This window comes from Pseudomonas sp. GW821-FHT10C09, assembly GCF_059415465.1.
The window spans coordinates 59,302-71,557 of the sequence record NZ_JBWKNG010000013.1 but is presented as its reverse complement, the minus strand read 5'-3'; the positions used below and the strand labels follow the sequence as shown (position 1 = coordinate 71,557).

Below are 12,256 nucleotides of genomic sequence, written 5' to 3'. Positions count from 1 at the left end.
GGAACTGCAATGACCAAAGTCGACTTCTATATCCTGCCCAGCGCCGATCCTTCGGCACGGCTGGATTTCGCCTGCAAGCTCACCGAAAAAGCCTGGCGCATGGGCCACCGTATTTACCTGCACTGCAGCGATGCCGCTCAGCGTGAGGATCTCGATGCCCGTTTGTGGGCCTTCAAGGGCGAAAGCTTCGTCCCTCATGGTCCTGCTGAAAGTGAACCGGACGGTTTGATTGTGCTGGGGCTCGGTGATGACTGCGGTCAGCACCAGGATCTGCTGGTCAATCTCGACCTGAAAGTGCCGGTATTCGCCAACAAATTCGCCCGCGTGGCGGAAGTGGTGGTGGAAGATCCGACGATTCGAGCGGCTGCGCGGGAGAGTTTCCGTTTCTACCGCGAACAGGGCTATCCTCTGCAAGACCACCGTTTACAGCGACTCTGAGCATTCCGATGGACACTCCGAAACCGCAGCAAAAGTCCGCGCACCTGCTGGACGACCTTGAGTCGATCCGCCAATTGCTCGGCGATGACAACCTGCAACCACCGCTACTGACCGACACGGTCATCGACGGTGATCAGGAACAGATTCCCATGTTGTTCGAGCCTGTCGGCAATGCGCCACAGCCGGTCGAGCCGACACCACCGCCCGCTACTGCCACGCAACCTTCGCCGAACACCAGCAAAGGCCCTGACGCCCTGCTGCATCTGGACAGCGAACTGCGCGCCGCAGCGATGCTGATCATGCAAGACGTGATCGACGACTTCGCCCCGCACATCGAAACCGAAATCAAACGCCGGCTGGATGCGCGGATGGAACGGCTTCTCAGCCAATACGAGTAACCCCCCGCCCCTGTGTAAGGGCATCTGTGGCGAGGGAGCTTGCTCCCGCTCGGCTGCGAAGCAGTCGCAATACCTGAAATTGCGGTGTGCCTGACGATATTGGGGCCGCTTCGCGCCCCAGCGGGAGCAAGCTCCCTCGCCACAGACCGCTTCACATTTGTTCTGCACCACGATTGATACAGCGCCCTGTCCGCACCTGCTCGCCCTACGCCCCATGCCCCGCTATACTTGCCGGCTTTTCCTGAATAAATGCCAATAGGGTCCCGCCGCGCATGGATAAGACCTACCAGCCGCACGCCATTGAAACTTCCTGGTACAACACCTGGGAGTCAGAGAATTACTTCGCCCCGCAAGGCGCGGGCGAGTCCTACACCATCATGATCCCGCCGCCGAACGTCACCGGCAGCCTGCACATGGGCCACGGTTTCAACAACGCGATCATGGACGCCCTGATCCGTTTCCGCCGCATGCAGGGTCGCAACACCCTGTGGCAGCCGGGCACCGACCACGCCGGTATCGCCACTCAGATGCTGGTGGAGCGTCAGCTCGAAGCCAAAGGCCAGAGCCGCCATGACCTGGGTCGTGAGAAGTTTCTCGAGAAAATCTGGGAATGGAAGGATGAGTCCGGCGGCAACATCAGCCGTCAAATCCGTCGCCTCGGCTCGTCCGTAGACTGGAGCCGTGAGCGCTTCACCATGGATGACGGCCTCTCGGAATCGGTGAAAGAAGCCTTTGTGCGCCTGCATGAAGACGGCCTGATCTACCGCGGCAAGCGCCTGGTCAACTGGGACACCAAGCTGCACACGGCGATTTCCGACCTTGAAGTGGAAAACCACGACGAGAAAGGTTTCCTGTGGAACCTGAAATACCCGCTGGCCGACGGCGTCAAAACCGCGGAAGGCAATGACTACCTGATCGTCGCGACCACTCGCCCGGAAACCATGCTCGGCGACTCCGCCGTCGCGGTTAACCCGAACGACGAACGCTACAAAGCCCTGATCGGCAAATTTGTCGAGCTGCCGCTGGTCGGCCGCCGCATCCCGATCATCGCCGACGATTACTGCGACCCTGAATTCGGCACCGGCTGCGTGAAAATCACCCCGGCCCACGATTTCAACGACTACGAAGTCGGCAAGCGCCACAACCTGCCGCTGCTGAACATCTTCGACAAGAATGCGGCCGTACTGCCGGCCTGCCAGGTGTTCAACCTCGACGGCACGCTGAACGAAAGCATCGACGGCAAGATTCCGGCCGAATACGCCGGCCTCGACCGTTTCGAAGCCCGCAAGCAAATCGTTGCTGCATTCGACGCCGCCGGCCTGCTGGTCAGCGTCAATGATCACGCCCTGAAAGTGCCGAAAGGCGACCGTTCCGGCACGATCATCGAGCCGTGGCTGACCGACCAGTGGTACGTGTCGACCAAGCCGTTGGCCGAGCCAGCGATTGCTGCCGTTGAAGATGGCCGCATCCAGTTCGTGCCAAAGCAATACGAGAACATGTACTTCTCGTGGATGCGCGACATCCAGGATTGGTGCATCAGCCGTCAGCTGTGGTGGGGCCACCGGATTCCTGCCTGGTACGACGAGTCGGGCAAAGTCTACGTCGGTCGCGACGAAGCCGAAGTGCGTGCCAAGAACAATCTCGGTCCGGACATTGCGCTGCAACAGGACAACGACGTTCTCGACACTTGGTTCAGTTCGGGCCTGTGGACCTTCTCCACGCTCGGCTGGCCTGAGCAGACCGAATTCCTGAAGAAATTCCACTCCACCGACGTGCTGGTGACCGGTTTCGACATCATTTTCTTCTGGGTTGCCCGGATGATCATGCTCACCATGCATTTGGTGAAGAACGAAGACGGCACGCCGCAGGTTCCGTTCAAGACCGTTTATGTGCACGGTCTGGTGCGTGATGGCCAAGGCCAGAAGATGTCCAAGTCCAAGGGCAACGTCCTGGACCCGCTGGACATCATCGACGGTATCGAGCTGGAAGAGCTGGTGCAGAAACGCACCTCCGGCCTGATGCAGCCAAAACTGGCGAAGAAGATCGAGAAGCAGACCCGCGACGAGTTCGCCGACGGTATCGCCAGTTATGGCACCGACGCCCTGCGTTTCACCTTCTGCTCGCTGGCGTCCACCGGTCGTGACATCAAGTTCGACATGGGCCGCGTTGAAGGCTATCGCAACTTCTGCAACAAGATCTGGAACGCCGCGCGTTACGTTCTGGACAAGGGCGAAGACTGCGGCCAGAACGGCGAAGCCTACGAACTGTCCCTGGCGGATCGCTGGATCATCTCGCAGCTGCAACGCACCGAAGCTGAAGTGACCCGTCAACTCGACCAGTTCCGTTTCGACCTGGCGGCGCAAGCGCTGTACGAGTTCATCTGGAACCAGTACTGCGACTGGTACCTGGAACTGTCCAAGCCAGTGCTGTGGGACGAAAACGCCCCGGTCGAGCGTCAGCGTGGTACCCGTCGCACGCTGGTTCGCGTCCTGGAAGTGGCGTTGCGTCTGGCGCATCCGTTCATGCCGTTCATCACTGAAGAAATCTGGCAGCGCATCGCGCCGCTGGCCGGCATTCAGGGCAAGACGATCATGCTGCAACCTTGGCCAGTGGCCAATGAAGAGCGCATCGATCCGGCCGCCGAAGACGATATCGAATGGCTCAAGGAACTGATGCTCGGCACGCGTAACATCCGTGGCGAAATGAATATTGGTCCTGGCAAGCCGCTGCCGATCTACCTGAAGAACGTCAGCGCTGAAGACCAGCGCCGTCTCACCGAGAACGAAGCCCTGCTGAAGAAGCTGGCTCGCCTCGAATCGATCACTGTATTGGCTGCCGGCGAAGAAGCACCGCTGTCTGCCACCGCACTGGTCGGCGAGATGGAAGTGCTGGTGCCGATGGCTGGCCTGATCGACAAGGACGCCGAACTGGCGCGTCTGGACAAGGAAATCCTGCGCTTGCAGGGCGAAGTCCAGCGCGTGGGCGGCAAGCTGTCCAATGCGGGTTTCGTCGACAAGGCTCCGGCTGAAGTCATCGAGAAAGAGCGCGCCAAACTGGCTGAAGCTGAACAGGCTTTGGGCAAGCTGGCTGAGCAGCATGCGCGGATTGCCAGTCTGTAACGGCACATCGCAATGAAAAAGGGAGGCCCGCAACGGCCTCCCTTTTTTGTGCTTTCCATATTCTCCCGGCATCCCCCCTGTGGGAGCGAGCCTGCTCGCGAAGAGGCCGTGTCAGTCGCATCCATGCTGAATGGCAAACCGCTTTCGCGAGCAGGCTCACTCCTACAGGGGGAATGTGGTGTTTGTCACAATTGGGTTCACAACGGCTGGATGTGGGACAATACCCGCCACTTTTAGCCATACCCGAATCGACAACGCCCATGAACGCCCCCCGCACACCAAGACCTGCGCGTAAAAAGCCTGACACCGCCACCCCGGCCAAAACCGTGGAACCGCGTGAAAAGGCCAGCCTGCACCCGCGCAACCGCCACCAGGGTCGTTACGACTTCCCGGCACTGATCAAAACCACGCCGGAACTGGCGAAGTTCGTGATCATCAACCCGTACGGCAAGGAAAGCATCGACTTCGCCAGCCCCGACGCGGTGCGTGTGTTCAACCGGGCGTTGCTCAAGTCGTTCTACGGCATCGCGCATTGGGACATCCCGGCGGATTACCTGTGCCCACCCGTTCCGGGCCGTGCCGACTACGTGCACTTCCTCGCCGACCTGCTGGCCAGCGTCAATGACGGCGAAATCCCGCGCGGCGCACCGGTCAAAGTGCTCGACATCGGCATGGGCGCCAACTGCGTCTATCCGTTGATCGGCTACAGCGATTACCGCTGGCACTTCCTCGGCTCGGAAATCGACCCGACAGCCGTGGCCGCTGCCAAAGCCATCGTGCAGTCCAACGGTCTGAACAAAGCCATCCAGTTGCGCCAGCAAAGCAATCCCAAGCACATCCTGCTGGGCTTGCTGGAGCCGGGTGAACGCTTTGACCTGACCATGTGCAACCCGCCGTTCCACGCCTCGATGGACGAAGCGACCAAGGGTAGCGAGCGCAAATGGCGTGCCCTGGGTCGTGCCGACCCTAAACGTAAATTGCCGGTGCTGAACTTCGGCGGTCAATCGGCTGAGCTGTGGTGTGAAGGCGGCGAAGCACGGTTTGTGACGCAATTGATCGCCGAAAGTGCGAGCTTCCAGCACAAAGTGCTGTGGTTCAGCACCTTGGTCTCGAAGGCCTCGAACTTGCCTGCGATCCAGACTGCGCTGAAAAAAGCCGGCGTGCTGGAAAGCCAGGTGGTGGAAATGTCCCAGGGTCAGAAGCAGAGCCGCTTCGTTGCCTGGACCTTCCAGACCAAATCCGAGCAGCAGGTCTGGCGCGAGCGCTGGGTTAAAAAAAGCTGAGTAACTGACCACCGCAGATCAACTGTGGGAGCGAGCCTGCTCGCGAAGAGGGTGTGTCAGTCGACATAGATTTCGCCTGACACACCGCTTTCGCGAGCAGGCTCGCTCCCACATTGGTTTTGCGGTATTGCCGGCAAATCGCAGACACAAAAAAACCGTGCCCGGATTGCTCCGGAGCACGGTTTTTTTAACAAGTCTTACTTGTTAACAGCGTCGGTCAGGCCTTTGGCCACAACCAGCTTGATAACTTTCTTGGCAGCGATTTCGATGGCAGCGCCAGTCGAAGGGTTACGGCCAGTACGGGCAGGACGCTCAGTCACTTTCAGTTTGCCGATACCTGGCAGAGTGATTTCGCCGCCGTTTTCCAGCTGATCAGCAACGATTTGGCCCAGTTGGTCCAGAGCGTTACGCGCGGTGGTTTTTGGCGCGTCGATAGCTTCAGCGATGTCGGCGATCAGTTGGTCTTTAGTAAGAGCCATGTAGTGTTCCTTCCCTATCAAATTCATATGGATTGCAGAGTGCAGTGTCAGCCATCGAGCCCGATCTTCTGGATCTGGCACCCTCGGCCAATAACCACTGGATCGGGGTTATAGATACCGAAATCAGGGTTTGGTTCGACCTGACAAATGCTGAATGCACGCTTAACGCAGTGACTTCGCGTAAGACGGGGCAAAACTAGCACAGAGACGGGGAAATATCCGCCTCTTGCTACCCATTTGGTCAGCTTTATTGCTCTAAAACGGGAAAAAAACGCATAAGCGCCGCCGGTCGCCCCGGATTTGCCCTTCATGCCGCGCCAAAACCAGTGGTTGCGGTACACTTGGCACTTTTTCGGGGAGCACGCCCTCCTCTCTTCAATCAGCCGAGAAGCCCATGCCGATCCGTCATTGCATCGTCCACCTGATCGACAAAAAACCCGACGGCACACCTGCAGTTCTTCACGCCCGTGACTCTGAGCTCGCCGAGTCGAGCGCGATCGAGAACATGCTTGCCGACCTCAACGAGAGCTATAACGCCAAACAAGGCAAGGCCTGGGGTTTCTTCCATGCCGAATCCGGCGCGCACCCGTTCAGCGGCTGGCTGAAAGAATACTTCGAGGGTGGCAAGGACTTCACGGCGTTTAGCCGGGTGGCGGTGGAACATCTGCAAAAGCTGATGGAAGAGTCGAACCTCTCGGTGGGCGGCCACGTGCTGTTTGCGCATTACCAGCAGGGTATGACCGATTACCTGGCGATCGCGCTGCTGCACCACAGTGAAGGCGTTGCAGTGACCGATCAGCTGGACGTGACCCCGTCTCGCCATCTGGACCTGGGCCAATTGCACCTGGCCGCGCGGATCAACGTGTCCGAGTGGCAGAACAACAAACAGTCCAAGCAATACATTTCGTTCATCAAAGGCAAGAACGGGAAAAAGGTTTCGGAGTATTTCCGCGACTTCATCGGCTGCCAGGAAGGCGTCGACGGCCCGGGCGAAACCCGCACCCTGCTCAAGGCCTTCAGTGACTTCGTGGAAAGCGAAGATTTGCCGGAAGAGTCCGCCCGTGAAAAGACCAAGACCCTGGTCGATTACGCCAGCAGCCAGGCCAAGCTCGGCGAACCCATGGGCCTGGAAGAACTCTCGGAGCTGATCGACGAAGAACGCCCGAAAGCGTTCTACGATCACATCCGCAACAAGGATTACGGCCTGTCCCCGGAGATTCCGGCAGACAAACGCACCCTGAATCAATTCCGTCGCTTCACCGGTCGTGCGGAAGGCCTGTCAATCAGCTTTGAAGCGCACCTGTTGGGCTCGAAGATCGAGTACGACGAAGAAGCCGGCACGCTGATCATCAAGGGCTTGCCGACTCAGTTGACCGACCAGCTCAAGCGACGCAACTGATGCTGAATGGCATTCTCAAGAAATTCCTGCTGATCCTGCTGGTCGTTGTGGTTTATCAGAACTGGGGCAAGATCGAGCGGGTGTTCAACCCTTCGCAAGTGGTGTCGGAGCAGACGCAGGCCAAGGCCACCGTCGTGCTCTATGCGACCGACTGGTGCGGCTACTGCAAATTGACTCGGCGTTTTCTCGACCAGAAAGGTATTCCATACAAGGAATTCGATATCGAGAAAGATGCCGAGGCGCGTACGGCGTATGAGGCGCTGGGTGGCGGCGGGATTCCGATCATCGACGTGAACGGGACACTGATTCGCGGGTATGACCCGGACGCAATCCTCGCGGCCCTCAAATAACTTGTTCAATCTCTGTGGCGAGGGAGCTTGCTCCCGCTGGACTGCGTAGCAGTCCCAAACTAACGCCAACTTTGTGAGTGCTGTGCACTCAAGCGGGAGCAAGCTCCCTCGCCACAGTTGTAAGCAGAATCCCGGGTTACTTCGCTTCGATCCGAAACCCGAAGCGCGGAAAGTGCACATGCACCACGCCACCACGTTCGTCTTCACGGCGCAGGATCAATTCTTCGCTGCCTGCAAACAGCAACTCACCCTCCACCGGATCAACGCCGTAATCGATGGCCGCGATCTTCACCTGCTGGCCAGGCTCAAACCCGTTCGGTTCTTCGAACTGCTCATCCGGCAAAGCAGCTGGCGTGGCATTGCGCGCTACTTCCAGCGCCTCCAAAGACGTCATCTCACTGGACGCACCATGCCCAAAGCCCATCACTCGCCCGAACCAGGCCGACACAGCCGGATAAGCATCAACCAGCGGTGAAGTCACAGGAGTTGCCTTGAGGAACCACAGCGAATGGGCCAGGGCAAAATCGGCAATCGACGGTTCGCCAAACAGGAAATCACCCTGCTCGCGCTGCAGCTGTTGCTCCAGTCGCGTCATGATTGTCGGCCATTGATGTTTCGCCTGCTCGGCGGACAACCTGGAAGCGCTGCCACCGCTGAACAACCCGGCGCGGTCGGCGAGGAAGGCCTTGATCGCTTCCGGCGGCAATTTGCCGAAGCGCACCGCTACCGATTCCGGCTGGAAGACCAGGCTGACCGCATGCTGGAACACCACCGAATCAGCCCAGGCCGCAAAGGTCGCGGCAATCATTTCCTGGCCTTCCGGGAAAAACGCCGGCAAGGCTTTTTCCTGCTCCAGGCGGCGAGCGATCAGCGAGGTATCGCAATAGATATCCGCGCCGATCTGCAACACCGGCGTCCGGCGGTAGCCACCGGTCAGTGCAGTCAGATCGGGTTTTGGCATCACCGGCGAGATGTGCACCGAGCGCCAGGACAGCCCCTTGAAGCCCAATAGCAGTCGGGCCTTTTCGGCAAAAGGGGACGTCGGGTAATGATGCAGAATTAACTCGGACATGCTCGGCTCCGCCGCACGGATAAGGAATCCGCAGCTTAGCGCGCAATCGACAAGCGGCCTACAGATCTGCCTGATGGGCACTTATCAGTCAGGTTGATAAGCCCGCAGCGGCACTCGCGACCAGGCACTCCTTGGCGCTTTTCCTGAGCTTTTTGATCAGCCGTTCCTGCCGCAGCGCTTCGCTTTTATCGCGACAGACTTCTGTGTAGACGAGCGCCACGGCCGGGCTGGAGAGAAAAAACCGCGCACCCTTGCCGCTTTGGTGCGTAGCAAAGCGCCGCACGGGGTCGTCGCTGATGCCGCAGTAAAGCGAACCATTGGCCGCGCGAACGAGGTAGACGAACCAGGGTTTGCTGACGGGCAGCACCGGTTCGGCGGCAATGTCGGAAGATTCGCTCAGGGTGCTCACGTGACGATCATGGCTTGTAGGAAACAAGCCGCGATCTTATCAGCGACTGGCCTGGAATGCCTTCAGCCCCTTGAGGGCTTGAGCACGAACGGCGTTTCTGACCAGAGGCGTCCACCCCAGAATCAGCCCTTTGAAACCCAGCGCCTGCCGCGACCAGGCCCACAGGTCGAAACTGTCGTGGTGCTCGCAGATCTTGCCATCGCGAAACACGAAGCGTGCCTGAATGTCGTTGACCACAATGTTACCGGTCTGGCTGAACAGATACGTCGCGACCCAGTGCGCACCGCCCGTGCGCTCGTCAGCGCGCACGTTGTCGAAGGTCAGGGAAAAGTCCTTGGCCCGAGTGGTGAGCATGCGCCACATGTCGCCGGCGTCGCGACCGCGCAATTCGCCGAACGCCGGATCACTGAACACCACGTCGTCGGTGTAACAGGCGCTCATCGCCTCGGCATCCAGACGCTGGAAAGCCTGGTAGAACCGGGTGATCAATGTGCTGTGGACTTCACTCATGGGCAGACTCCCTGTGTTTGCAAATTAGCTTCGTAATATTGCCTGCACGATAGTCTGCAACGACGCGAAACACTATCGGCATTCGTGGGCCGAATACCGACAGTGCGAGGGGGCATCAGACTTTTTCGCTGTCGACCTGGACGTACAGTGAACGTCCGGCGCCGAGACCCGCCACGATTGCGCCGAGACCAATCACACCGAAGATCCAGCCCAGCGCCGTCCAGCCGCCGGTCCAGTCATGCACGATACCCACCGCGAACGGCCCCATCGATGCCAGGGTGTAACCGAACCCCTGGGCCATGCTCGACAGGTTGGCCGCGACGTGCGAGTCCCGCGAGCGCAGCACGATCAGGGTCAACGCCAGGCTGAAGGTAGCGCCCTGCCCCAGGCCGAGCAGAATTGCCCAGCCCCACAGGCCTTCGATCGGTGCGTAGAGACAGCCGAACAGACCGCCGAGGGTCATCAGCATTACCACCACAATGGCCGGTCGCTGATCCTTGCCGCGTGTCGCCAGCCAAGGCGCCGCGAGAGAACTGGCCAACTGGACGATCACCGATCCTGACAGCACCAGACCAGCCTGGGTCGGTGTCAGCCCGCGACCGATCAGAATCGACGGCAACCAGCCGAATACGATGTACGCCAGCGACGATTGCAGGCCCATGTAAAACGTCACTTGCCAGGCCAACGGATCGCGCAGCAGTCCGCGAACCCGATACGCAACGTTATGCGCACCATGTTTCTGGCCACCCACCTGCGGCAGCCAGAAGATCGCCGCGACCAGCGCCGGCAGGACCCAGAAGCCCAGGCCCATGGCCCAGCTCTGGTCGAAATGCTCACTCAGCGGCACGGTGGCGCCGGCGGCCATTGCGGCCCCGAGACACAACGCCATGGTGTAGACACCGGTCATGGTCCCGGCCTGTTTCGGGAAGTCGCGTTTGACGATGCCCGGCAACAACACACCGATCACGCCGATGCTTGCACCCGCCAGCACGCTGCCGGCAAACAAGCCGATCTCGCCGAATGAACTGCGCAAAATGATCCCGCCCGCCAGTGTCAGCAGAATCCCCAACACCACTCGCTCGGCGCCAAAACGTCGTGCCAGCACGGGTGCCAGTGGCGCGAACAGGCCGAGGCAGAGCACCGGCAATGTCGTCAGCAAACCGGCCTGGGCCGCCGACAAACCAAGAGTCTTCGAAACCTCGCTGAGCATGGGCGCCATGCTCGACAGAGCCGGACGCAGGTTCAACGCCACCAGGATCAGTCCCAGTAACAATAGCCACGGCCGGCGCAGGATCGGGTGACGTTGCTGGACTTGCTCATCATCCGCTTCGGCGTCGATCAGCAACTCTTCGAGCTCCGCCGTGCGCTTGGATTGCGTGAGATTACTATCGCTGCTGGACATGGATTTCTCGGTTTCAAGGTTCATTGATCAACTGCCTCGACAGGGCTTTGGCCCGTTCCGGGTCGCGTTGCTCGACGGCATCCAGCAGTTCGATGTGCAGGTCGAACACTTCCTGGCGTCGCGGGGTGATGTTCAAGGTCTGGCGCAATTGCGCGCCGATGACGCTGGAGAAATAGCGATACAACTCGCTCAGTGTCGGATTGTGCGCGGCGTCCACCAGACGGCGGTGGAACACCAGGTCGCAGGCGATGTAGCTGTCGAGATCGCCGTGGTAGTGGCTACCGCTGACACCCAACGCTTCGCGCAAGGCCACCAGGTCTTCGTCTGTCCGGCGCAGTGCCGCGAGGCCGATGGCTTCGACTTCAAGGATGTGCCGCGTCTCACGGGCCTGCTCGTGGGAGCAGCGGGACAGCGCTTTCATGGTGTCCAGCGGATCGATCACCGCCCGCAGGTAGCTGCCGTCTCCCTGGCGGATTTCGATCAAGCCTGAAAATGCCAACACGCGCATGGCTTCACGCACGGTATTGCGGCTGATGCCCAGCTCGGTCGCCAGCTCCGGTTCGGTGGGTAGACGTTGGCCGACGACCCAGACGCCTTGCGTGATACGAAGGCGTAGCTGGTCCAGCGCTTGGTCGACCAAGGATCGCTTGGTCAATGGAGAAATGTCTGACATGTAATTCGCCCTTTCATCCAATCATAGGATGAATTTTCTGACATGTTAGTCAGCTTAGCCGAACAAGACAACGGATTCGCCGCAAACCTGTAGGCGCCGGCTTGCTGGCGATCGCGATCGTGCCGACACATTCGGAACTGAACTTTGGCAACGCTTCTCACTATTGCGCACTAGCCTTTTGTTTCTTTCAAAACACAGGAGGGCAATGGAATGCCAGATCTTCCCCATGCCAATCGCTTGCGCGCCGGCCGCTATTCCCAAACCGGCCAAATCTATCTGCTGACGGCTGTCACCTGGAATCGCACCCCGTTTTTTACTGACTGGCGGGCAGGACGTCTGGTGGTTGACCACTTTCGTCAGGCGCATACCGAAGAATGGGTCGACTCCCTCGCTTGGGTGGTGATGCCCGACCATTTTCATTGGCTGGTAGAACTGAAGGACAACTCGTTGTCGGCGTTGGTGCTGGCAACCAAATCGCGCAGCGCGCGGGCGGTAAACGCGCGGCTGAAGCGCAGAGGGATGGTATGGCAGAGAGGTTTCCACGACCGTGCGATTCGCCGTGAAGAGGATCTGCGAGCAGTCGCCAGATACATCGTTGCCAATCCATTGCGTGCGGGGCTTGTCACACGCGTGCACGATTACCCATTGTGGGATGCCAAATGGCTATAGCCGGAATACTCGGTGGCGGCTGTTATGCCGCCATCGCCAGCAAGCCGGCTCCTAC

At 59.4% G+C, this 12,256-nt stretch carries 13 protein-coding genes; 7 read left to right on the top strand and 6 right to left on the bottom strand.

Annotated elements, in window-relative coordinates; genetic code table 11:
* The first annotated feature begins 9 nt into the window (after nt 1-9).
* The 4 genes from AC07N8_RS15165 (at nt 10) to rlmF (ending at nt 5,238) form a co-directional block, all read left to right on the top strand.
* A complete protein-coding gene (locus tag AC07N8_RS15165; RefSeq protein WP_483840369.1) occupies nt 10-438 on the top strand; it encodes a DNA polymerase III subunit chi in 429 nt (142 codons plus the stop codon).
* Nucleotides 439-446: 8 nt separating this feature from the next.
* Entirely contained in the window at nt 447-836 is a 390-nt protein-coding gene (locus tag AC07N8_RS15160; RefSeq protein ID WP_493144424.1) for a DNA polymerase III subunit chi, read from the top strand.
* Between the two features lie 272 nt (nt 837-1,108).
* Nucleotides 1,109-3,955, top strand: a complete 2,847-nt coding sequence (locus tag AC07N8_RS15155) for a valine--tRNA ligase (protein WP_493144427.1) — start codon at nt 1,109-1,111, stop codon at nt 3,953-3,955.
* Nucleotides 3,956-4,215: 260 nt separating this feature from the next.
* On the top strand, nt 4,216-5,238 hold the full coding sequence (gene rlmF / locus AC07N8_RS15150; RefSeq protein ID WP_493144430.1) for a 23S rRNA (adenine(1618)-N(6))-methyltransferase RlmF: 1,023 nt from the start codon (nt 4,216-4,218) through the stop codon (nt 5,236-5,238).
* 197 nt (nt 5,239-5,435) lie between these two features.
* Here rlmF and AC07N8_RS15145 read toward each other — a convergent pair whose 3' ends face one another.
* Nucleotides 5,436-5,717 (bottom strand): HU family DNA-binding protein, encoded by a 282-nt coding sequence (locus tag AC07N8_RS15145; RefSeq protein ID WP_007905514.1) that lies wholly within the window; start codon nt 5,715-5,717, stop codon nt 5,436-5,438.
* A 394-nt stretch (nt 5,718-6,111) separates the two neighbouring features.
* On the opposite strand from AC07N8_RS15145, the gene yejK reads away from it, so the two are divergent.
* Together yejK and AC07N8_RS15135 are read left to right on the top strand one after the other, a co-directional pair.
* Nucleotides 6,112-7,116 (top strand): nucleoid-associated protein YejK, encoded by a 1,005-nt coding sequence (gene yejK / locus AC07N8_RS15140; protein WP_007944833.1) that lies wholly within the window; start codon nt 6,112-6,114, stop codon nt 7,114-7,116.
* Nucleotides 7,116-7,466, top strand: a complete 351-nt coding sequence (locus AC07N8_RS15135; protein WP_483840365.1) for a glutaredoxin family protein — start codon at nt 7,116-7,118, stop codon at nt 7,464-7,466. The genes yejK and AC07N8_RS15135 overlap by 1 nt, the downstream gene beginning before the upstream one ends.
* Nucleotides 7,467-7,602: 136 nt before the next feature.
* On the opposite strand, the gene AC07N8_RS15130 is transcribed toward AC07N8_RS15135, so the two are convergent.
* From AC07N8_RS15130 to AC07N8_RS15110, 5 genes are all read right to left on the bottom strand, one after another.
* Nucleotides 7,603-8,538 carry a glutathione S-transferase family protein gene (locus AC07N8_RS15130; protein ID WP_493144433.1) on the bottom strand — a complete coding sequence of 312 codons (936 nt, stop codon included), beginning with the start codon at nt 8,536-8,538 and terminating at the stop codon, nt 7,603-7,605.
* A gap of 88 nt (nt 8,539-8,626) precedes the next feature.
* The gene (locus AC07N8_RS15125) at nt 8,627-8,947 is read right to left on the bottom strand and encodes a GIY-YIG nuclease family protein (RefSeq protein ID WP_483840363.1); all 321 of its coding nucleotides are present in this window, start codon (nt 8,945-8,947) and stop codon (nt 8,627-8,629) included.
* Between the two features lie 39 nt (nt 8,948-8,986).
* The gene (locus AC07N8_RS15120; RefSeq protein ID WP_483840362.1) at nt 8,987-9,457 is read right to left on the bottom strand and encodes a nuclear transport factor 2 family protein; all 471 of its coding nucleotides are present in this window, start codon (nt 9,455-9,457) and stop codon (nt 8,987-8,989) included.
* 115 nt (nt 9,458-9,572) lie between these two features.
* Complete coding sequence (locus AC07N8_RS15115; RefSeq protein ID WP_493144435.1) at nt 9,573-10,883, bottom strand: CynX/NimT family MFS transporter; 1,311 nt, start codon at nt 10,881-10,883, stop codon at nt 9,573-9,575.
* Nucleotides 10,873-11,532, bottom strand: coding sequence for a FadR/GntR family transcriptional regulator (locus tag AC07N8_RS15110; RefSeq protein ID WP_059181581.1), 660 nt, complete (start codon nt 11,530-11,532; stop codon nt 10,873-10,875). Before AC07N8_RS15110 ends, AC07N8_RS15115 begins: the two co-directional genes overlap by 11 nt.
* A gap of 210 nt (nt 11,533-11,742) precedes the next feature.
* Here AC07N8_RS15110 and AC07N8_RS15105 point away from each other — a divergent pair, with 210 nt between their 5' ends.
* Complete coding sequence (locus AC07N8_RS15105) at nt 11,743-12,201, top strand: REP-associated tyrosine transposase (RefSeq protein ID WP_493144437.1); 459 nt, start codon at nt 11,743-11,745, stop codon at nt 12,199-12,201.
* The last annotated feature ends 55 nt before the right edge of the window (nt 12,202-12,256 follow it).

Excerpts from the sequence above, each read along its gene's own strand:
- AC07N8_RS15165 (WP_483840369.1), top strand. The coding sequence starts at position 10 with ATGACCAAAGTCGACTTCTATATCCTGCCCAGCGCCGATCCTTCGGCA.
- AC07N8_RS15160 (WP_493144424.1), top strand. The coding sequence starts at position 447 with ATGGACACTCCGAAACCGCAGCAAAAGTCCGCGCACCTGCTGGACGAC.
- AC07N8_RS15155 (WP_493144427.1), top strand. The coding sequence starts at position 1,109 with ATGGATAAGACCTACCAGCCGCACGCCATTGAAACTTCCTGGTACAAC.
- rlmF (WP_493144430.1), top strand. The coding sequence starts at position 4,216 with ATGAACGCCCCCCGCACACCAAGACCTGCGCGTAAAAAGCCTGACACC.
- AC07N8_RS15145 (WP_007905514.1), bottom strand. The coding sequence starts at position 5,717 with ATGGCTCTTACTAAAGACCAACTGATCGCCGACATCGCTGAAGCTATC.
- yejK (WP_007944833.1), top strand. The coding sequence starts at position 6,112 with ATGCCGATCCGTCATTGCATCGTCCACCTGATCGACAAAAAACCCGAC.
- AC07N8_RS15135 (WP_483840365.1), top strand. The coding sequence starts at position 7,116 with ATGCTGAATGGCATTCTCAAGAAATTCCTGCTGATCCTGCTGGTCGTT.
- AC07N8_RS15130 (WP_493144433.1), bottom strand. The coding sequence starts at position 8,538 with ATGTCCGAGTTAATTCTGCATCATTACCCGACGTCCCCTTTTGCCGAA.
- AC07N8_RS15120 (WP_483840362.1), bottom strand. The coding sequence starts at position 9,457 with ATGAGTGAAGTCCACAGCACATTGATCACCCGGTTCTACCAGGCTTTC.
- AC07N8_RS15115 (WP_493144435.1), bottom strand. The coding sequence starts at position 10,883 with ATGAACCTTGAAACCGAGAAATCCATGTCCAGCAGCGATAGTAATCTC.
- AC07N8_RS15110 (WP_059181581.1), bottom strand. The coding sequence starts at position 11,532 with ATGTCAGACATTTCTCCATTGACCAAGCGATCCTTGGTCGACCAAGCG.
- AC07N8_RS15105 (WP_493144437.1), top strand. The coding sequence starts at position 11,743 with ATGCCAGATCTTCCCCATGCCAATCGCTTGCGCGCCGGCCGCTATTCC.